This window comes from Natrinema pallidum (assembly GCF_005890195.1).
Classification (GTDB): Archaea; Halobacteriota; Halobacteria; order Halobacteriales; family Natrialbaceae; genus Natrinema; species Natrinema pallidum.
In genome coordinates, this window is sequence record NZ_CP040637.1 from 3,116,462 (window position 1) to 3,135,405 (window position 18,944).

At 60.2% G+C, this 18,944-nt stretch carries 16 protein-coding genes, 4 tRNA genes, 2 rRNA genes and 1 pseudogene; 6 read left to right on the forward strand and 17 right to left on the reverse strand.

Annotation, left to right across the window (positions count from 1 at the left end; translation table 11 throughout):
- Nucleotides 1-91 precede the first annotated feature (91 nt).
- The 6 genes and pseudogenes from FGF80_RS15505 to FGF80_RS15530 form a co-directional block, all read right to left on the reverse strand.
- Nucleotides 92-3,012, reverse strand: a 23S ribosomal RNA gene (locus FGF80_RS15505).
- 228 nt (nt 3,013-3,240) lie between these two features.
- Nucleotides 3,241-3,312 (reverse strand) — tRNA-Ala (locus tag FGF80_RS15510).
- A gap of 135 nt (nt 3,313-3,447) precedes the next feature.
- Nucleotides 3,448-4,921, reverse strand: a 16S ribosomal RNA gene (locus FGF80_RS15515).
- Together the 16S and 23S rRNA genes with 1 tRNA gene alongside form the textbook arrangement of a ribosomal RNA operon.
- A 625-nt stretch (nt 4,922-5,546) precedes the next feature.
- A pseudogene (locus tag FGF80_RS15520) lies at nt 5,547-6,584 on the reverse strand (tyrosine-type recombinase/integrase).
- Nucleotides 6,577-6,915, reverse strand: coding sequence for a hypothetical protein (locus FGF80_RS15525; RefSeq protein WP_138655000.1), 339 nt, complete (start codon nt 6,913-6,915; stop codon nt 6,577-6,579). The pseudogene FGF80_RS15520 and the gene FGF80_RS15525 overlap by 8 nt, the downstream one beginning before the upstream one ends.
- Complete coding sequence (locus FGF80_RS15530; RefSeq protein ID WP_138655001.1) at nt 6,905-7,258, reverse strand: PadR family transcriptional regulator; 354 nt, start codon at nt 7,256-7,258, stop codon at nt 6,905-6,907. The genes FGF80_RS15525 and FGF80_RS15530 overlap by 11 nt, the downstream gene beginning before the upstream one ends.
- A 309-nt stretch (nt 7,259-7,567) precedes the next feature.
- Between FGF80_RS15530 and FGF80_RS15535 the strand changes: the two genes are divergently transcribed.
- The 3 genes from FGF80_RS15535 to FGF80_RS15545 all read left to right on the forward strand — a co-directional run bounded on the left by FGF80_RS15535 (nt 7,568) and on the right by FGF80_RS15545 (nt 8,410).
- Nucleotides 7,568-7,834: a winged helix-turn-helix domain-containing protein gene (locus tag FGF80_RS15535; RefSeq protein WP_138655003.1), complete on the forward strand. Its 267-nt coding sequence runs from the start codon at nt 7,568-7,570 to the stop codon at nt 7,832-7,834.
- A gap of 66 nt (nt 7,835-7,900) precedes the next feature.
- Nucleotides 7,901-8,158, forward strand: a complete 258-nt coding sequence (locus FGF80_RS15540; RefSeq protein ID WP_138655005.1) for a type II toxin-antitoxin system HicB family antitoxin — start codon at nt 7,901-7,903, stop codon at nt 8,156-8,158.
- Nucleotides 8,159-8,410, forward strand: coding sequence for a type II toxin-antitoxin system HicA family toxin (locus tag FGF80_RS15545; protein ID WP_138655007.1), 252 nt, complete (start codon nt 8,159-8,161; stop codon nt 8,408-8,410).
- A gap of 2 nt (nt 8,411-8,412) precedes the next feature.
- Here the strand turns inward: FGF80_RS15545 and FGF80_RS15550 are convergent, their stop codons facing one another.
- The 5 genes from FGF80_RS15550 to FGF80_RS15570 all read right to left on the reverse strand — a co-directional run bounded on the left by FGF80_RS15550 (nt 8,413) and on the right by FGF80_RS15570 (nt 11,561).
- Nucleotides 8,413-8,652 (reverse strand): hypothetical protein, encoded by a 240-nt coding sequence (locus tag FGF80_RS15550; RefSeq protein WP_138655009.1) that lies wholly within the window; start codon nt 8,650-8,652, stop codon nt 8,413-8,415.
- Nucleotides 8,653-8,939: 287 nt separating this feature from the next.
- Nucleotides 8,940-9,464, reverse strand: a complete 525-nt coding sequence (locus tag FGF80_RS15555; protein ID WP_138655011.1) for a hypothetical protein — start codon at nt 9,462-9,464, stop codon at nt 8,940-8,942.
- Entirely contained in the window at nt 9,464-10,864 is a 1,401-nt protein-coding gene (locus FGF80_RS15560) for a hypothetical protein (RefSeq protein ID WP_138655013.1), read from the reverse strand. Before FGF80_RS15560 ends, FGF80_RS15555 begins: the two co-directional genes overlap by 1 nt.
- A gap of 273 nt (nt 10,865-11,137) precedes the next feature.
- On the reverse strand, nt 11,138-11,344 hold the full coding sequence (locus tag FGF80_RS19650) for a hypothetical protein (RefSeq protein WP_238705303.1): 207 nt from the start codon (nt 11,342-11,344) through the stop codon (nt 11,138-11,140).
- Nucleotides 11,345-11,454: 110 nt separating this feature from the next.
- Nucleotides 11,455-11,561 (reverse strand) — tRNA-Ile (locus FGF80_RS15570).
- A gap of 320 nt (nt 11,562-11,881) precedes the next feature.
- Between FGF80_RS15570 and FGF80_RS15575 the strand changes: the two genes are divergently transcribed.
- Nucleotides 11,882-12,169, forward strand: a complete 288-nt coding sequence (locus FGF80_RS15575; RefSeq protein WP_138655015.1) for a hypothetical protein — start codon at nt 11,882-11,884, stop codon at nt 12,167-12,169.
- Between the two features lie 231 nt (nt 12,170-12,400).
- On the opposite strand, the gene FGF80_RS15580 is transcribed toward FGF80_RS15575, so the two are convergent.
- Both FGF80_RS15580 and FGF80_RS15585 read right to left on the reverse strand, forming a co-directional pair.
- Nucleotides 12,401-12,988, reverse strand: coding sequence for a MogA/MoaB family molybdenum cofactor biosynthesis protein (locus FGF80_RS15580; RefSeq protein ID WP_138655017.1), 588 nt, complete (start codon nt 12,986-12,988; stop codon nt 12,401-12,403).
- Nucleotides 12,989-13,130: 142 nt separating this feature from the next.
- Nucleotides 13,131-13,203 (reverse strand) — tRNA-Asn (locus FGF80_RS15585).
- 95 nt (nt 13,204-13,298) lie between these two features.
- Between FGF80_RS15585 and cca the strand changes: the two genes are divergently transcribed.
- Nucleotides 13,299-14,744, forward strand: coding sequence for a CCA tRNA nucleotidyltransferase (gene cca, locus FGF80_RS15590; RefSeq protein ID WP_138655019.1), 1,446 nt, complete (start codon nt 13,299-13,301; stop codon nt 14,742-14,744).
- A 6-nt stretch (nt 14,745-14,750) separates the two neighbouring features.
- Here cca and FGF80_RS15595 read toward each other — a convergent pair whose 3' ends face one another.
- The 3 genes from FGF80_RS15595 to FGF80_RS15605 all read right to left on the reverse strand — a co-directional run bounded on the left by FGF80_RS15595 (nt 14,751) and on the right by FGF80_RS15605 (nt 17,751).
- Complete coding sequence (locus tag FGF80_RS15595) at nt 14,751-15,782, reverse strand: histone deacetylase family protein (RefSeq protein ID WP_006183664.1); 1,032 nt, start codon at nt 15,780-15,782, stop codon at nt 14,751-14,753.
- Nucleotides 15,783-15,786: 4 nt separating this feature from the next.
- On the reverse strand, nt 15,787-16,218 hold the full coding sequence (locus FGF80_RS15600; RefSeq protein ID WP_138655021.1) for a histone: 432 nt from the start codon (nt 16,216-16,218) through the stop codon (nt 15,787-15,789).
- 66 nt (nt 16,219-16,284) lie between these two features.
- Entirely contained in the window at nt 16,285-17,751 is a 1,467-nt protein-coding gene (locus FGF80_RS15605) for a single-stranded DNA binding protein (protein WP_138655023.1), read from the reverse strand.
- 461 nt (nt 17,752-18,212) lie between these two features.
- Between FGF80_RS15605 and FGF80_RS15610 the strand changes: the two genes are divergently transcribed.
- Nucleotides 18,213-18,285 (forward strand) — tRNA-Arg (locus tag FGF80_RS15610).
- A 222-nt stretch (nt 18,286-18,507) separates the two neighbouring features.
- On the opposite strand, the gene FGF80_RS15615 is transcribed toward FGF80_RS15610, so the two are convergent.
- Nucleotides 18,508-18,903 (reverse strand): hypothetical protein, encoded by a 396-nt coding sequence (locus tag FGF80_RS15615; protein ID WP_006183661.1) that lies wholly within the window; start codon nt 18,901-18,903, stop codon nt 18,508-18,510.
- Nucleotides 18,904-18,944: the final 41 nt, after the last annotated feature.

Below are 18,944 nucleotides of genomic sequence, written 5' to 3' on the forward strand. Positions count from 1 at the left end.
CGGTTGGTGTGTCCAAGACCGTGTGTACGTGTAGTCCAGTTTACGTCCGGACCCGTTCTCGCGTCACGGATCCAATGCGATGTAATGTATGAATGTGTGGCTTGGCCAGTTAGTGCTCGCGGGCTCAACACCTCGTTGCCTTGGTGCGTACACCCCGAGTCTATCGATCTCGTCTTCTACGAGTGGCCTCAATGGTATCTCTTTTCCAGGTGGGTTTCGAGCTTAGATGCGTTCAGCTCTTACCCCGTGGTGCGTCGCTGCCCAGCACGTGCCCTTTCGGACAGCTGGTACACGAGTGGCACCCATTCGTAGTTCCTCTCGTACTATACGAACGTTCCCGTCAGATACCGTAACACCCCCAATAGATAGCAGCCGACCTGTCTCACGACGGTCTAAACCCAGCTCACGACCTCCTTTAATAGGCGAACAACCTCACCCTTGCCCGCTTCTGCACGGGCAGGATGGAGGGAACCGACATCGAGGTAGCAAGCCACCCGGTCGATATGTGCTCTTGCGGGTGACGACTCTGTTATCCCTAAGGTAGCTTTTCTGTCAGCAATTGGCCGCATCAAGCAGCCTAATTGGTTCGCTAGACCACGCTTTCGCGTCAGCGTCCGTCGTTGTGCCGGACACTGTCAGACTTCCTTTTGCTCTTGCGCTCTTCCCCGAGTCTCCGACTCGGGTGAGGAAATCTTGGGGCGCGCCCGATATCTTTTCAGGCGCGTACCGCCCCAGTCAAACTGCCCGGCTACCAGTGTCCTCCGCCAGGAGTGAGAGTCGCAGTCACCATCGGGTAGTATTTCAATGTTGGCTCGGTGGCCCGCTAGCGCGGGTACCTGTGTACTGCCTCCTACCTATGCTGCACAATGGCGACCACGTCTCAGTGACAGCCTGCAGTAAAGCTCTATAGGGTCTTCGCTTCCCCTTGGGGGTCTCCAGACTCCGCACTGGAACGTACAGTTCACCGGGCCCAACGTTGGGACAGTGACGCTCTCGTTGATCCATTCATGCAAGCCGCTACTGAAGCGGCAAGGTACTACGCTACCTTAAGAGGGTCATAGTTACCCCCGCCGTTAACAGGTCCTTCGTCCCCTTGTACGGGGTGTTCAGATACCTGCACTGGGCAGGATTCAGTGACCGTACGAGTCCTTGCGGATTTGCGGTCACCTATGTTGTTACTAGACAGTCGGAGCGTCCGAGTCACTGCGACCTGCCTCTTCGCGAGGCAGGCATCCCTTATTGCGAACGTACGGGACTAACTTGCCGAATTCCCTAACGTCGGTTGATCCCGACAGACCTTGGCTTTCGCCGCCATGAGTACCTGTGTCGGATCTCGGTACGGACAGTGTGCTCGCCTTTTCACGGGCTCTAGGTTGGCCTGACTTGCGCGATCCAGCCATTCGTTCGCTTCGTGCCATTACGGCTTCCACGAATTTCGACTGTTCGACTGGGCGAAAGCCCAGCTCAGGCGGCCCCAAAGCGTCGGCTTTGAGTGCACACTGGCATAGGAATATTAACCTATTTCCCTGTTGTCAGCTTCGACTTACGGGCTGACTTAGGACCGGCTAACCCTCAGCTGATCAGCATTGCTGAGGAACCCTTACTCGTTCGGCCGTCGGGGTTCTAACCCGACTAACGCTGCTACTATGACCAGGATTTTCGTTACTGAACGGTCCACACGAAACCTCTTCCGTGCTTCCACCCGAACAGAACGCCAACCTACGAGATCACCTTGTGAAAGGTGCTGCTAGGTCTCGGTGGTAGACTTGAGCCCCGATCATTTTGGGCGCCTCAAACCTCGGCCGGTAAGCTGTTACGCTTTTCTTAGAGGGTAGCTGCTTCTAAGCTCACCTCCCGGCTGTCTAGGGCTTGAGACCACCTTCGATCGCACTTAGTCTACACTTGGGGACCTTAACCCAGCTCTGGGTTGTCTCCCTCACGGTACACAGGCTTACCCCGTGCACCGGACTCCCTGCGTCGAGCGGCGTTTGTAGGTTCGGAGTTGGACAGGGGGGCGCACTCCTCTCGGAGTGCGGTCCCCCAATCCGTCGCTCTACCCCACAAACTACCTCGGCAGAGGTCATGCTTCGACATGTTTCGGTTGGAACCAGCTGTTTCCGGACTCGATGGGCCTTTCACCCCTAGACGTAGGTCACGAGAGGGTATTGTAGGACACCAACTCTAACAGACTTCCACGTGCCTTTCGGCACGCTTCATCTTGCCCACGCCTAGATCGTCCGGTTTCGGGTCGTGCCCGTTTGACTCCCCGCGCTTGAACACGGCGGCCCTCGTGCAAAGCACTGCGGCCATGTCGGTTTCCCTTCGCCTTCCTCGATAATCGAGTTAGACTCGTCAAACAGGCACACTCCCTGGTTCGTTTTTCAAAACGTACGACAGAACACCGGCTTCCCAAACTTCCTACTACAGGTTCGCACCTGATTCGTTTTGTCCGGGACCTTGTGTGCCCTGTCGCTCCATCGCCAACTGATTTCACGCCCTATTGCACCTCCCTTCGTGGGGTGCTTTTCAGCGTTCGCTCACGCTACTTGTTCGCTATCGGTCTTGAGGAGTGTTTAGTCTTCGCGGTCGATGCCCGCGATATTCACGAGGGATATCCAACCCCCGATACTCTGGGACTGACGCACAGCATACTTGTCAACGGTACGGGACTGTCACCCTGTATCGTGCTCTATTCCAAGAGACTTCGCCTCGCCGTTCTGCTGCTGAGAGTCAGCCCGAACACCACATTGCCCGTAAGGGCTTCGGTTTGGACTGTGTCGCGTTTATTCGCCATTACTAACGACATCGCGTTTGCTTTCTTTTCCTGTCGATACTAAGATGTTTCAATTCTCGACGTTCCCCATTGCGCGAAGCAATTGCGGTGGGGATTCCCATTCGGAGATCCTGAGTTCTTCGCCTCCGTGCGGCTCCCTCAGGCTTATCGCAGCTTGGCACGTCCTTCATCAGCTCTCAAGCCGAGCGATCCACCAGCTGGCACAGTAGCCACGTTCATCGGATCGGCGATCGCACAGAGTGCGATCACGTAGTGACCCGGGAACGGGTCCAGTGGACGCCTGGACTACACGTACACACGGTCTCATTTGCACGCCGGTAGACGGCCGGCCTGCATTAACCCTTCCCACCCGCGTTTACACGGGGTGGTGCATCGGTTCGTTGTTCGGATTAGATCGAAGTTCCGTCTCCCACTTAAGGGACACGGTTCGATCGTCCTCCGAGACATGGACCCACAGGGATTCGAACCCTGGGCATCCTCCTTGCAAAGGAGGCACTCTACCACTGAGCTATGGGCCCACGTCCGCCCACAAGGGGCGGACAGGGAGTGACACGTTAGCCTTGGTAGTTCAAAGGTGCCCGATCGGCCAGACGTTGGTCGATCGAACGTGAACTGCAAAGGTGGGCCAGGCGCGGCGGCCTGGTCCCGGTCTGTGGAGGTGATCCAGCCGCAGATTCCCCTACGGCTACCTTGTTACGACTTAAGCCCCCTTGCGGAGCCCAGATTCGACCGACGTTGCGTCGGCCTCATCCGGACCCCACTCGGGTGCTTTGACGGGCGGTGTGTGCAAGGAGCAGGGACGTATTCACCGCGCCCTTCTGAGGCGCGATTACTACCGAATCCAGCTTCATGAGGGCGAGTTTCAGCCCTCAATCCGAACTACGACCGAGTTTCGGAGATTAGCGTCCTCTTTCGGGGTTGCATCCCACTGTCTCGGCCATTGTAGCCCGCGTGTCGCCCAGCACATTCGGGGCATACTGACCTACCGTTGCCCGTTCCTTCCTCCAGTTTGGCACTGGCAGTCCTCCTAATGTACCCAACCACCGCAAGGGTGTTGCTGGCAATTAGGAGTGCGGGTCTCGCTCGTTGCCTGACTTAACAGGACGCCTCACGGTACGAGCTGACGGCGGCCATGCACCTCCTCTCAATGGCTCCAGTAAGGTCATCAACCTGACTTTCACTGCACATTGTCGATGCTGGTGAGATGTCCGGCGTTGAGTCCAATTAAACCGCAGGCTCCTCCGGTTGTAGTGCTCCCCCGCCAATTCCTTTAAGTTTCATCCTTGCGGACGTACTTCCCAGGCGGTCTGCTTCACGGCTTCCCTACGGCACAGCACAGGCTCGTAGCCTGTGCCACACCTAGCAGACATCGTTTACAGCTCGGACTACCCGGGTATCTAATCCGGTTCGTGACCCGAGCTTTCGTCCCTCACCGTCGGATCCGTCTTCCAGAGGCGCTTTCGCCACCGGTGGTCCGTCCAGGATTACGGGATTTCACTCCTACCCCGGACGTACCCCTCTGGTCTTCCGGTCCCAAGCCACGCAGTTTCCACCGGACGCCCGCGCGTTAAGCGCGCGGATTTCCCGATAGACTTGCGTGGCCAGCTACGGACGCTTTAGGCCCAATAATAGCGGTCATCACTCGTGCTGCCGGTATTACCGCGGCGGCTGGCACCGGTCTTGCCCAGCACTTATTCTACGACCACCTTACGGTCGTGAAAAGCGAGGACTATATGCCCTCGCACTCGGAGTCCCCTTATCGCACTCGCGTGCAGTGTAAAGGTTTCGCGCCTGCTGCGCCCCGTAGGGCCCGGTATCTTGTCTCAGATACCGTCTCCGGGCTCTTGCTCTCACAACCCGTACCGATTATGGGCACGGTGGGCCGTTACCCCACCGTCTACCTAATCGGCCGCAGCCACATCCTATGGCGCCGTAACGTTTCGCGTTCGTGCCACTCCAGGCGATGAACGCTATTCCACATTAGCCTCAGTTTCCCGAGGTTATTTGGATCCATAGGGTAGTTTGGCCACGTGTTACTGAGCTATCTGCTACGAGTCTAAACTCGTGCAACTAGCATGGCTAAATCGGACTCCAATAGCAATGACCTCCGGCAGGATCAACCGGAATGCTATCTGTACTCTCCCGTGGTGGGAGAGGGTCTGTTGGCGGTGAATGTTGGTACACACTCACACAATGGTCCACGTTCGATGACACACGGATCGTCGACCGATCGAGCGTCACCGAACTACCAAGGCTAACATCAGATCCCATCTGTACGGCGGACCGCAGGGGTGGAATCCTCATCTCGTGCGGATGTATTCGTAGGTCGTCTGGGGTACATAACCCCTTCGGACTGAACCCATCCAAAGCAGCGGAGTGCACCACGCACGCCGCCTCTTTCTTCGTATATAATCACAATCGCTGGTTACTACTTAAGGCCTACGAACCATAGGTCCAGAGATAGATAGTAACACACACCGAGCGAACGACTTACTGTTCCACCGATACCGACGTTGGCTGGATCGCTATCGGATAGCTGGCCGGTTGATAAACACAATTGAGGTACTGCAGTCGAATCGAGAACACTGTGTCGGATCGAGTGATGGTCCGGTTCGTCTGTTTCATACCAGTCGCTAGCGGTCAAATGGCCCTGCAAGTGGAACGTTTCTCGAAAAGGGAAATTACCTTCCGTGGGCCCTGACGGGACTGGACTCTGCGGTTACTGCTACGTTCGTGATCTCGTGGAACATGGTTACAAATCCGGAAGGTAATCGCGGCGCTGTTCTGCCTTCTCACGGGCGTTTCGGCGGTCATAGTGCCGGTCAAGGATGTCGTCACTTGCGTCGAGACGATCACCGACAACACGGCGCGGGACATCCTCGCGGCGGTACGCGGTTACCCGGCCGCTTCGGACATCGTGGGGCGACCTCGAGGACGGACACGTGCTCGCCTTCGCGGAGTACGTTGCCTCGCATTCCTCCGGGTCACGATCGTGCGGGCACTCGGCACCGCGCCAGCACGGACGGGTGAGTCCGTACATCGTATCGCGAATCGTCGAGACAGTCGGCCGGCCCGATCTCGTCGTCAGCAACGGCGCTCGACCGTGGTCGTCGGTCACGTTATCCCGCGGTCCGTCGACATAGTCCTGGAGGACGCCGGCGACATGACCGCTGATACTGTTCCACCGCTCGCCCTTCTCGCCTTTCTTGAGCGGTGTGTCGGTCTCGGGCCGATGGACGAACTGCAGACCGGGCGACTCACCTTCGAACTCACAGTCGCGGAGATCGACCCCTCAGATACCTCCCGCACGCGCGCCCGTGTGCCAGAGCAGCAGTAACGTGACGTGTTTTCTCGAGGCGTACTCGTACCGCTGGAGGTAGTCGAGAATCTCGACGGCTCGGTCGGGCTCGAGCGTGGTGTCGCTCACGCCCTCGCTGGCCGAAACCGTCGGGAGCGGAACCTTGCTGAAAAGATCCTCCGGAACAGCGTCGATATCGGAACAGAACCGGAGGAATGCCCGGAGGGTCGCGAGTTGCCCACGGAGGGTGATCGTCGTCACTTCCTCGCGGCCCTCGCCGTTCCCTTCCCGTCGCCAGACGCGGTAGGCGTAGAGATCGCGTCCCGTGATCTCGTTCAGGTTGTCGATGCCTTCCTCGGCGCACCACTGCGTGAACGCTTCGAGACGGTAGACGTGCGACGGAAGCGTTTGGTCGCTCAGTTCGTCCCGCCGACCTTCGATATACATCTCGACGGCTTGCTCGGGGGAGATCGGCTCGAGATCGTCACTCATCCCGATCGCCTCCGTTCCAGTTCTCCGGACTGCCCCACCGGAACTCGGGGCCGTCGTCCTCGAGCTGGTCACGCTCGAACAGGCGATCGTGAATCCACGTCTGGAGTGCGGGGCCGGACCGATCGTGCGGCGGATGGTCCGGCATGTGATGCTCGTCGACGCGAGCCGAGAGATCATCGAGACAGGCGGTCATCTCACAGAGGACCGCGTTCTGGTACCGCATCTCCGTCGCGATCGCTTCCATCGCCGCCGTCTGTCGCTCGGCCGCGTCGGCCTGGCGCTCGAGCGCCTCGAGCTGTGCCTCCAAGGCGAGGAACTCGTCACTCCCCATCGTGATCACCATCCCCAGAACCGTCGGTCGCGGCAATCTCGAGTTCACACGCGTCCGCGAGTCGCTCGAGGCGCTGGCGGAGCAGCCCGCGCCCATCGTCGGTGAGGGCGTATTGGTTCGTCCGCTTGTCGAGCGTGGACTTCTCGACGAGCCCGCGCTCGACGAGCGTATCGAGGTTCGGGTACAGCCGCCCGTGATTCACGTCGCCGTACTGGGGCTCGAGCCGGTGTTTGATCGCGAGCCCGTAACAGGTCTCATCGGCGCGCTCGAGAAGAGCGATTGACTCCAGGGCGTCGCGCTGGAATCCAGTGAGATTTCCCCACGTCGTGCCGCCGTCGGCCACGAGTCGCTGGTCAGAAAGGGTCGATGCGTCTGTCGTGTCGGGGCTTTCAAGGCCCTACGAAGTGTCGTCGTACATGGCTTGCGTACCACATCTACGCGAGCCGCGCGGACCCGGTGTCACCAGCACCGGCCCGCATTTTCCGAACGAACCCAACGGACAGTCGGGTCCACGTGAAACTCGCGTTATCGAACCAATCACTACTCTATGGTAATAAAACCATTCACTGAACAGTTTCACTTTTGAGTGTGATAGGAAGAGGGAACAACGCACACCGAGGCATGTAAAGGATAAGTCCTCGATTCGCCAGTAATGAGATACCGGGGGGAGTGGATGCAGTTGCCAACCGATGACTACATCCTTGAGGCTCTCAACTCCGGGCTCGGACTCACTCCCGCAGTAATTGCTTGGAACATCGATAAAGGAAGAACGACAGTCCAAAAGCGACTCAACCCGCTCGCTTCTGCAGGGCTTATCGAACGAGTTGACGAGAAGGGTTACTATAGAATCACCGACGACGGTCGTACTTATTTCGAGGGGGATCTCGACGCGGACGACCTCAAGCCGGATACCGAGTGATCGGTGTCCGAGTCTCGTCGGTGCGGAGCGAACGCTTATCAGCGTTTTTCTCCTACGTGGCGGTATATGGCGAGTGCGAAACGACGTGACCGAAACGAGGGCGTCGAGTTCGTCCACGAAGACGACGGGAGTATTACCGCCGTCGACCTCGAGACCGGCGTTGCATCGTTCGGCGACTCCAAGGCCGAAGCGCTGTTGATGCTTGCAGAAGCCCTCGAACTCCACGAGGACGGCGGTGAGCCGGTCACAGACGCGGATCTCGAAGAGTGGGGCCTCGATCCCGACGCGCGGGGCGACAAGGAACTCCCTGATTTCATGCAATAGATGTCCCGGACGTCGTTTTCCGGCAGGGAGATCGCGAAAGTTCTTCAGGACCACGACTTCCAGCCCGTCGACCGAACGGGCAGTCATCTGAAACTCCGTTACGAGAACCCCGAGACCAACGAGGTTCGAATCGTCACAGTCCCGATGCACTCCGAGGACAAGATCCCGACCGGGACGATGCGGTCGATCGCCGAGCAATGTAGTGTGGAGGACTTCCACGCCTGGTGCGAATGGATCGACAATAACCGGTAGGCTCATTTCTCGACCCCCTCGAGTCCGATCCGTCGGAGTAGCGGCTCGAGCCAGCTGGGAATTTCGTCATCGACACGCTGACCACCTGCGTTCAGCGTCATGATCAGGCCAACAGTCTGATTCTGGATGACAAATACCAAGTGCCGTCCACGCTCAACGCGAACATCGATTCGCTTCTTGTTCTCCGGTGATCCAGTAATCTCGGCGCCGACGGATCTGCCGTCCTCGAGTTTCCTCGTCAATCTAGATTTACTCGATCTCGAATTATCTGTTTGGACAGACGTAGATGAGTTATTGTCATGAATACTGATAAGACAAGAGCGGAGATGAACGGAAAATCGACGAAAACGGCTCTCAAGGCTACTACCAGACAGTAAAGCGCCTCTACCCCGGTGAGCGGAAAACGGCCAGACTGAACGGAAAGCTCAAAACACGGTGACAGCGCAGACTTCCCCCTTCCCACTTCCGTTCGATTCGATTCGATCACTCCGTACTTCTCCTCGAGGTTCACTATATTATATGGTCGAGGTCACTCATTGTACGAGACGGATGAGGTAATCGCGATCGTGTACTCATCGAACGCAATACACGGTGCTATTGGACGTTTGGGGACTCCCCTGTACGTTTTCGGGAGTGATTCAAGGGTCGTCTGGATCGAATCGGACCGGTCGCTTTCCAGTGGCATCCCTAACGTCTCTGAGGAGCCTGGCCACTCGTCCGGTGGTGTTTCTTTTAGTTCTTCGCGGATGAGTTTGAGGAGGGTGGTGTCCCGGAGGGAATCCTCGTCAGGGGACAGACAGCCACCTGTTTCCGGGTCATCGTCCACGCGATGGAGGTGTATCTCGAGTATCCCGTCCTCGTCATCCTTACGTTCGCCGGCCGCAACGTGCTTATCATCCTTACGTTCGCCGGCCGCAACGTCTTTATCATCGTCGGTAGTCTCGCTCTCAGAGGCACCAGAGTCTGTCTCGAGGCATCCCGAAACTGGCAGTAGGGCCAGCAAATAGAGCATGCGACGTTTATCGAGTTTCGGGTCTGGCTGTTCTGCCGGCATCAGGTCACCTGAACGTTGAGTTTGTCTTCAATGTCACCAATATATATGCCTTCCCCGACGTTGATCTCGGGTTTCGATCCGTTTGCTCGAGCGGATTGAGGATGAGGAGGATGTGGCAGGCCCGGCAACTCGTGAGTCCTCGTATCCCCATGTTGATGTATTCCAGCAATGAGCAGGTCATCGGAGTCGTCGTCCTCAATGAGGTACGGTCCTCCAGAGTTTCCGCCACCATCCTCGTTGGGCCGTGATAGTACGATTTCGTCACCGTCGGAGTCCTCATTCACTTCGTATAATTCACGCCTGCAGCGACCGGTCCGAGCTCCTTGTTGGATGAACTCCTTATCAGCCTCAAAGTCACGTAGTCGATCCCGGCCGAGAATTGACCCTAGCTTATACTGTCGATCTGCGCCGTTGGTGCCCTGCTCGGCCAATTTGGAAAACGGGTAGTACTCGTCGTTGTCAAGTTCAATGTACATCATGTCCTCCGGGTAGCCGACCGAGTCCTGCCTCTGGTAATTTCGTATGGAACGAACTGTTCCGATCGGTTCGTTGTGCGGTTGTGCGACCTTCCGACCAAGCCCAGCGTTCGGATCATCATCATCTTCATCGTATGCGGAGTGCGCCGTCGATACGAATCCAAACGAGTTATGTTGTTTGCTGTACACTCGTGCGCCCAGCGTCGAGACACCATTCCAACTGCCGCTCCGTTCCACGCTCATATAAGTCCCGGATGGGATCCGGGTCGTTGCGCTCTCAATTCGATACTGGCGTTCGTAGAAATCACAGCAATCGTTATGTGATTTACAGTCATCCTCGGGAGACGAATTCCCGACTGCGTACTCCACGGGCACCTCCTCGACGGCAAACCGAGAGGCATCTTGGACCTGGCTAGCTTCGACGACGGCCGATTCGCTGTTTCCGTCCGGCTGCCCGTAGAGGGTATCTGGGAGGACGCCTTTGAGTTGTTCGACCGCATCGACGGAGGATGACAATACGGAGTGTCGGTTCGGATCACCAGACTGGTCGACAGTGACTCGTACCGTGTACTTCGTCGATTGACCTCGCGTCGTCAACCCCACACCGGTTTTGATCCGCTCCGGTCTATCGAGCTCGCGATCGATTTTCCGCCGAGCTCGGTTGGCTGCATCGTACGCTGACTTCATCCGGACCCATCGATCACGTGACACAGTGTAATACTTGACTTCCCGTTCGACCGGCTCGTTTGGGAATGGGGGTTCCTTGTACCGTTTGGGGTTTTCTGCCCTGAGTGAATGAACCATCGGAACCTCGTCTGTTGGATCACCGGTCAACTTCTGCAACCGCTCCTGTGTCATCCCCTGAACGGCCTGTGATGACAGGCCGAGTGCTGCAAGCGTTTCGATAAACCGCCGTCGACCCATTCGACCCAATTGGTTGATCTTTCAACCATTGTAACCAAATAACCTCACCAATTTATTGAAGAACTTTTTCATATATCCATGAGTTATAAGTTAAAGTTAGACACTAACAACGCCTCTACTCCAGTGAGCAGCAAACGGCCAGAATAAACGAAAAGCTCAAAACTCGGGGACGGCGTAGACCTTTCCCTTTCCGTTTCCGTTCGGTTCGATCAGCCCATATTTTTCCTCAAGGTTCGCAAGGTACCGCCGTCGAGTGCTTTTTGCCTTCGGATTCTACGCTCGTTGCTCGTAGGCATCATGCAACTCCGTACTGGGAACCCCGCCCGAGGCCTCAATAATATCGTAGAGCAACCGTTTGTGGGTCCCAAGATCCTCGACTCGCTCGAGATGGATCTCCTCAAGCGCTGCCGAACGAACTTCGTTGACGACATCAGTTGTGATCTGCGATCGGTCGTTATCCCTCGAGACGGACCGTGCCACACTCCAGAGGATTCCAAGGTGGTCTCGAAGTGGAAAACGTGCGGTTCGACCCATTCAGGGCCCGCTGTGCAGCCGAATCGGAATCGGCTACGCTTCGGGTTTGTTGCGAATGGGCCCTGACGGATTCGAACCATCGACCACTCGGTGTCTCACACGACCTCACACAGTCAGGTCGCGTTATGAGCCGAGCGCTCTAACCAGACTGAGCTAAGGGCCCTTGCGCTTGAAGGAAACCGTGGAATATAGTTAACCCTTACTCTCTGTCGCGCTCGAGTCGCTCAACTCGAGCGATCGCACCGCGGGGTGACGGAGCAGGTAGCCGGAGTCGGTGGTGAGGCTGCACTTCGACGCGCGCGGTGCGAGCCGGGAAGCGGTGAATCACTGTCGGTGGCAGCGGAAAGGAGCGAATCGAGACCGAGACGAGGGCTGAATCAACGGCCGTCGCGGCTGGGAGCGTCCCTCAGTAACTCGCAGCGGTCGTCCCGTGAGTCCGATTCCGGATACGCGAGCCCGATCGCTGCCGCGAGGAGTCGCTTCGTGTACGCGCGCTCGGGATTTGTACAACTCTGCGGTACCCGACTCCACGAGTCGACCGTCACGTATCACGGCGATGCGATCGGCGAGGTGGCGGACAAGGCCGAGATCGTGGCTGACGAGGACGAACGCACAGTCAAATCGCGCCCGGAGGTCGAGAAGCAGGTTTCACACCTGCGCACGAACGGGAACGTCGAGCGCGGCCGTCGGTTCGTCGAGGACGATCAGCGACGGCTCGATGCGCGATCGCACGCGCAAGCGCGACCCGCTCGGCCCACGGAGAGTTGGTGAGGGCGGCACTGGGCGTGGCGCTCGTCGAGTCCGACGAGGGAGAGGAGCGACTCGATCCGTTGGCGTCGCCGCTTCCGACGCGCTCCGATTGTAAAGGTGTACTTGGACAAGTAAAATATTATTTTGAGATTAGTTCGGATCGGTGACACGCGCTGCTCGGCATCGATCGAGCGTGTGACGGCGCGGACGGCTACTACCCGCCACGGCCAAAATGGGGGACGGGACGGTCGTTCAGTCTTCGATCCCGTACTCGACCAGCGACTGATCGGTCCCGCCCGTGCGATGTCGCGTCGCTAACCCGGCGAGATGTGGGGCTTCGGGAACGATCAGTTCCTTACAGGCGGTTTCGCAGGCGCTTTGGCTACCCGGGAGACAGAAGACCGGCGTCTCGACCGCGAGTCCGGCCGTCGCACGCGAAGCCATCGCTCGAGTACCGACCTCGTCCCACGAGAGGGACCGGAACAGTTCGCCAAAGCCCGGCAGTTCGCGCTCGAACAGGGACGAGACCGCCTCCGGCGAGACGTCGTCGGCGGTGACCCCTGTCCCGCCGGTGGTACAGACTACGTCGATGTCCCGACGTGCGACCAGTCCGCGGACCGCGGTCCGGATCGCCGAGTAGTCGTCCCGGACCAGCAATCGCTCTCGAACCTCGTGGCCCGCGGCCTCGAAACAGTCACGGATGGTATCTCCACCCGGATCGGCCGGGTTCTCGTCGCCCGCCCGCGAACTCGAGACCGTGACGATCCCGACGTACAGCGGATCGATGATGTCGTGGCCGTGGTCGTCGGTACTCCGTCGGTCGTCAGTATCGCTAGTCATATATCCATAACGCCGGCGGAGGGGGATAATCTCTCCCCCGATGGCCGCGACGGCCGCGATCGACCGCGGACGGGTTCACTGCTCGATCGGGACGGGAATCCAAGCCGTCGGAACGATCGACGGCCGGTAAATCGGGAAGAAGCGCCGAAGCCAGGACTCGAACCTGGGACAACCTCGTTAACAGCGAGGTGCTCTACCATCTGAGCTACTTCGGCCTATCATCGGATAGTCGGGTGTATTTAATAGGGCTTTCGTTTTCCCCGCATCGGGTTCGATACCCTTTCACGCACTGCTCGAGTACGCACGCCCAATGAGCGAGGAGGACGGCGACGGCGTCGATCACGGTCCCACGAGCAGCCACTGCGGCGACCACACTGGTGGCGAGACCGACGATCGGGACGGTACTCGCGATCTCGAGCAGGTCGTGGCGGCGGTTCGCGATCGAGTCGATCCGGACGAAGACGAACGGACGCGGCTTCGCGACGTCGCCGATCGGCTCATGGAGCGGGCCGAAACGGCGGCGGCGGAACTGTGTGCCGACACCGACGTCCTACAAGTCGGCTCGACCGCCCGCAACACCTGGATCAGCGGCGACCGCGACATCGATATTTTCGTCCGCTTTCCACCGTCGCTCGATCGAGAGACGTTAGCGGACTATGGTCTCGAGGTCGGCCACGCCACCATCCCCGACGGCCACGAGGAGTACGCCGAACATCCCTACGTCAAAGGGACCGTCGAGGGGTTCGAGATCGACGTCGTCCCCTGTTTTCGCCTCGAGTCGGCGAGCGAGATTCGCTCGGCGGTCGACCGAACGCCGTTCCACACCAGGTACCTGCAGCAACGGCTGGACGATGAACTGGCCGCCGACGTTCGGCTCACCAAACAGTTCTTGAAAGGCATCGGTGCCTACGGGAGCGACCTTCGGACGCGGGGCTTTAGCGGCTACCTCACCGAACTGCTCGTCGTCGAGTACGGCGGGTTTCGACCGTTGCTCGCCGCCGTCGCCGACTGGCAGCCACCGGTCGAACTCGATCCCGAAGAGCACGGCCGGGAAACGTTCGACGACCCGCTCGTCGTTATCGACCCGACCGACCCCGATCGCAACGTCGCCGCCGTCTGCGCGTCCGACAACGTCGCCCGGTTCCAACACTACGCCCGGTCGTTCCTCGAGCGTCCCCGAATCGACGTGTTCGAACCCGACGACCCGGAGCCGCTGACCGAAGTCGACCTGCGGGACCACCTCGAGCGCCGCGGGACCACGCCCGTCGCCGTCCGGTTCGAGGCCCCGGACCTCGTCGAAGACCAGCTATACCCGCAGCTACAGAAGTCCCTCGACGGTATCACGACCGGCCTCGACGGCCGCGGGTTCGATGTCTTCCGTGCGACGGCAGTCGCCGACGAGACCGCAGCCGTCCTCGTCGAACTCGCCGTCAGCGAGCGACCCGCCGTCGAGCGCCACGAGGGGCCGCCGGTCCACGTCCGCAACCACGCGGAGGGGTTCTACGACGCCTACGCCGACGATCCCGATGCCTACGGCCCCTTTATCCAGGGCGGCCGCTACGTCACCGAGCGCGACCGGGCGTTCACGACTGCTCGCGAGTTCCTCGAGAGCGACCGGCTCTTCGACGTGGGACTGGGCGCACACGTCGAAACGGCGCTCGAAGACGGCTACGAGGTACTGAGCGGCGACGACATCGTGACGCTGCTCGACGAATTCGGATCGGAGCTCGCCGATTACTTCGCACCGCGTCCCTGAAAACGGCTAGAACTCCTCCGGCGTGGTATCGAGGTCGTGGGCGTCGATAACGTCCTCGAGCGCCGATTCCGCTTTGTCGCCTGGTTCGTCGTCGGGTGCTATCGGTTCCCGCCCGTCGAACGTCTCGTGGACGAGTGCGACGCTGTCCGCGAGGACGTCCAGCCCGTACCCGCCCTCGAGAACGAACGCCAGTGCCGCGTCGGTGTCGGCAGCGAGGGATCGAACGCGGTCACTCAGCAGGGCGTAGGCCTCCGTCGAGAGGCGAATCCGCGAGATCGGATCGTGACGGTGGGCGTCGAAGCCGGCGCTGATCAACAGCAGGTCCGGATCGAAGTCGGTGAGCGCGGCGGTGATCGGTCCCTCGAGTGCGGCCAGATAGTCGCGGTCGTCCGTGCCGGCGGGCATCGGGATGTTCATCGTCGTTCCCTCGCCCTCTCCCGTCCCGGTTTCGTCAACGTCGCCGGTGCCCGGATAGAGCCCCTGTTCGTGAAGCGAGACGAAGAAGACATCGCCCCTGTCGTAGAAGATGTCCTGCGTGCCGTTCCCGTGATGGACGTCCCAGTCGATGATCGCGACCCGGTCGACGTCGTACGCATCGTGGTCGAGGGCGTGCTGAGCCGCGACGGCAACGTTGTCGACGAAGCAAAACCCCATCGCGTTGTCGGAGACGGCGTGGTGTCCCGGCGGCCGGCCGATCGAAAACGGCGTGTCGCGACCGGTCGCACCCTCGAGGGCCGCCTCGGCGGCCCAGCAGGCGAGCCCGGCACTGCGGCGGATCGCCTCCCACGTTTCCTCGACGGCGGTCGTGTCGGGATCCCAACTGCCGCCGCCGTCGGCACAGAACTCCCGGACCGACTCGAGGTAGTCGCGTTCGTGGACGGCCGCCATTCGATCGAGGTCGCAGGGGTCGGCCTCGACGTACTCGACGCCGTGTTTCTTCTTCAGCCGCTCTCGGATCGCCCGTAGCCGGTCCGGCGACTCTGGATGGCGCGAACCGGGGTCGTGTGCGAGACAGAGCTCGCTGTAGCCGAACTGCATCTACTCACTCGAACAACGAGAAGTACGTCTCGATGTCGTCGTCGGTGATCGTTCGCCGGTCGGCGTGGTGTGCGAGGACCGCGGCCGCCTGCGCGACGTTGTCCGCGTAGTCCTCGAGAATGTCGGCCAACGCGACGCGGGCGTCCATCGAAACCCGATATCGATCGTCGATCTCCAGCCTGGCGATGCGATCGACCGGAGCGACCGGCAACTCGAGGGCGTCCTTGTCGACGACCGTCTCGACGCCGAAATCCTGGGCCATGAGCGTCTTGCGGCCGTCGGCCGTGGCCTCCCCGGCGGCGTCGATGGCGAGTTCGCTCCCGTGTTCCTGAATCCGCGTTGCGAGTTCCTTCGACGCGTCGGCACTCACCCGAAGATCGCCCGCGTTCCGACGGATGATCGTATCCACCGGGGCGAACGGGAGTTCGACGTTCATATAATCATAGGCGAAGCTGACTCCCTTAACGCTTTTCCTAGGCGGACGATGAGGTTGCTCGCGACCTCAGAATACGTCGTTTGCTTCGAGATGCCCGTCGCGGACGACCCCGCGGGCGGTTACCTCCTCCCCGAGACCGACGTCGGCGTCGGTCGCGACGCTCATCGTCGTCTCGCCGTCGTCGAGAACGACCGGGCTGCCGGCCTGCACGACGACGCCGGTAAACTCGAGTTCCTCGCCGTCGTCGGGATCGTCCGAGCCGGCAGCCGCGCCGGCGGTGTCGGCCGACTCCGTCGCGTCGGTCCGGCCGGTACCGTCCGCCGCCGTCTCCTCGCCCGAGTCGTCCGTGTCGCCGGCGAAGGCCGACAGACCGGCGTTTTCGTCGGTCGGGTTGCTCGACCCGTCGTCGGCAGTGCCGGAGCCGGACGACTCGGACTCGAGAACCGTGATCGTCGACTGCCAGCCCGCCGAGGCCTCGAGATCGTCCTGCCAGCCGTCCTGAATTTCGACGTCGCCGAGTGCGACCTCGTCCCCCGGCCCCACATCGAGGTCGGCCTTGTCGCCCCAGAGGGCGACGCGGATGTCGTCGGTCGCGTCTTGGACACGGATGTTGCGGACCTGTCCCTCCGAACCGTCATCGCGGTCGAACGTCCGCTTCGGGTCGGCCGACCGGACGACGCCCGCGATGTCGACCACGTGATCGATTTCGACGTCTTCGATCGGCGTGTTCTCGGGAACGTACTCGACCGTCGCGTCGATTTCCTCGACGGCACCGCGGTTGCCGACGTGGAGTTCGAGGCTGCCGTCGCGGTCCTTGACGTAGCCGTCGATCACCTCGACGGTGGTCCCGGCCTCGAGCTCCGTGGCGAGGTCCGCTTGCTCGTCCCAGAGCGTGACGCGAACGCGGCCGGTCGAATCCCCGAGGACGAGGTTCGAGACTTTCCCCTCGGAGCCGTCGTCGCGGTCGAACGTGCGGACGCTGTCGGTATCTAGAAGCACGCCGACGAGGTTGACGTTCGAGAGGCCAAGCGAGAGGTCCTCGACGGTGTACGTATCGGAGACCTGCACGTCGATTTCGGTATCCGGGTCCGGTTCGACGTTATCCACGCTGATCTCGACGCCGGAAAAGCCCTCCTTCGGGCGGCCCGCGATCCGCAGGACCTGTCCCTCCTCGAGTTCGTCGATGGCTGCTTCGGCGTGGTCGTCCCAGAAGGCCGCTCGAACGGAGCCGGTCTCGTCCGCGACCTCGACGTTGACGACCTGCCCGTCCTCGTCTTCGCCGTCGCGCTCGAAGGTCCGTTTCTCGCCGATCGAGAGCACTTTCGCGACGAACTTCGCCTCTTCCATCCCGGGTTCGATATCGGCGATGCCGCCGACCTCGCTCTCGCCGACTTCGTGAGCGACGAGCATCGCCGCCGTCTCCTCGTCCGCGAGTCCACCCATCTGCTCGACTTTCGCCTCGACGGCCTCGCGAAACTCCTCGAGAGAAACGTCGGCCTCGAGGTCCTCATATACGCCCTCGATGTCGCTCATTCTATGCTCGTGCATGGTCAGCCCGCGCATAAGCGTTATCCATTGGGTGTCCCAGCACCCGGTCGTGATCGGCCGACAGGAGCCGTATGCGTGCCGTGTTGGCTCGGTTCAGCCCTGCGGAGATTGACCGTCTCGGCAGCGCTTCGGCGGGGAACGAGCGGAAAGTCATACGCCACGCTGGCCGCCTCATCGTATATAAACGTCCGGCGGCGATCGGTATGCTCCTCGCCTTCCGGGCGCGATCATCGCGGTCCCGATTCTCGTCGACTCGTCGCATATGCCGGTTCGGAGCCCCTCCATCGAATCCGTTCCACGCACTCGGCACTCGGACCGCGTGTCACGTCGCTCGAGCCAGGCCCCGACACTCGAACCACGGACCTGTCGGGGAGTTGCACCGAACCCCCGTGCCGGCGGGCGTCTTTCGAAAGGGCTTTAATGTTCACCGGGGTATGAAGAGATGAGTCCTGATAGGGTAGTGGACTATCCTCTTGGCTTGCGGAGCCAGGGACCGGAGTTCAAATCTCCGTCAGGACGCTCACTTATCGCGGGCGCTTCGCATTGCTCAGCGCCCGCTCTTGGGTTCGGTCCTGACGTGCCCAACGCTCGCTAGCGCTCGCGTTGGACTCCGTCAGGACGCATCTACCGACACCAGACCGAGAGCGATGCGTGGCGCATTAGCGCCACGGAAAGCAAACAGCGAAGCCGTGAGCAGCGAGCGGCTGATGTCGATGAAACTTGTCCGCGGAAATTGGCGAATCAACTCGAGCGAACCGTCCGATAGCCGTCGACGGCTTCAGTCAGGACGTAGCCGACGATCGTCACGCCGATAACGGCCCGTCCGATCGTCCTGAGTTCGATCGTTGCGATGGTCTGCTCACCGGTAACGGCGAGTACAGCACCTGTGACGAGGAGGATGATGAGAACCGCGAGATATCGCCATCGTGCGGACGGTGGCACGTCGCTGCCCTCGTTTCGGAGCGCGAGGTACAGATGGCCGCCGCCGAGTGCGATCCCGTAGAATACGAGCACCATTGCGATTTCCACCATGTCTGAGTTGAAACCGAGGACATACGCCACAAAACCAGCCACGGGTACCCCCACGAACGCCAGCAGTATGGCCCCGAGATAGACGACGACTTCGCGGCTGTTCATATCAGAACGAAGCGTGACAGCGAATAAATAACTTCTGTCGG

Excerpts from the sequence above, each read along its gene's own strand:
- FGF80_RS15545 (WP_138655007.1), top strand. The coding sequence starts at position 8,159 with ATGTCCCGGACGTCGTTTTCCGGCAGGGAGATCGCGAAAGTTCTTCAG.
- FGF80_RS15525 (WP_138655000.1), bottom strand. The coding sequence starts at position 6,915 with ATGGGGAGTGACGAGTTCCTCGCCTTGGAGGCACAGCTCGAGGCGCTC.
- FGF80_RS15535 (WP_138655003.1), top strand. The coding sequence starts at position 7,568 with ATGAGATACCGGGGGGAGTGGATGCAGTTGCCAACCGATGACTACATC.
- FGF80_RS15600 (WP_138655021.1), bottom strand. The coding sequence starts at position 16,218 with ATGAACGTCGAACTCCCGTTCGCCCCGGTGGATACGATCATCCGTCGG.
- cca (WP_138655019.1), top strand. The coding sequence starts at position 13,299 with ATGAGCGAGGAGGACGGCGACGGCGTCGATCACGGTCCCACGAGCAGC.
- FGF80_RS15580 (WP_138655017.1), bottom strand. The coding sequence starts at position 12,988 with ATGACTAGCGATACTGACGACCGACGGAGTACCGACGACCACGGCCAC.
- FGF80_RS15560 (WP_138655013.1), bottom strand. The coding sequence starts at position 10,864 with ATGGGTCGACGGCGGTTTATCGAAACGCTTGCAGCACTCGGCCTGTCA.
- FGF80_RS15555 (WP_138655011.1), bottom strand. The coding sequence starts at position 9,464 with ATGCCGGCAGAACAGCCAGACCCGAAACTCGATAAACGTCGCATGCTC.
- FGF80_RS15605 (WP_138655023.1), bottom strand. The coding sequence starts at position 17,751 with ATGAGCGACATCGAGGGCGTATATGAGGACCTCGAGGCCGACGTTTCT.
- FGF80_RS15595 (WP_006183664.1), bottom strand. The coding sequence starts at position 15,782 with ATGCAGTTCGGCTACAGCGAGCTCTGTCTCGCACACGACCCCGGTTCG.
- FGF80_RS15615 (WP_006183661.1), bottom strand. The coding sequence starts at position 18,903 with ATGAACAGCCGCGAAGTCGTCGTCTATCTCGGGGCCATACTGCTGGCG.
- FGF80_RS15540 (WP_138655005.1), top strand. The coding sequence starts at position 7,901 with ATGGCGAGTGCGAAACGACGTGACCGAAACGAGGGCGTCGAGTTCGTC.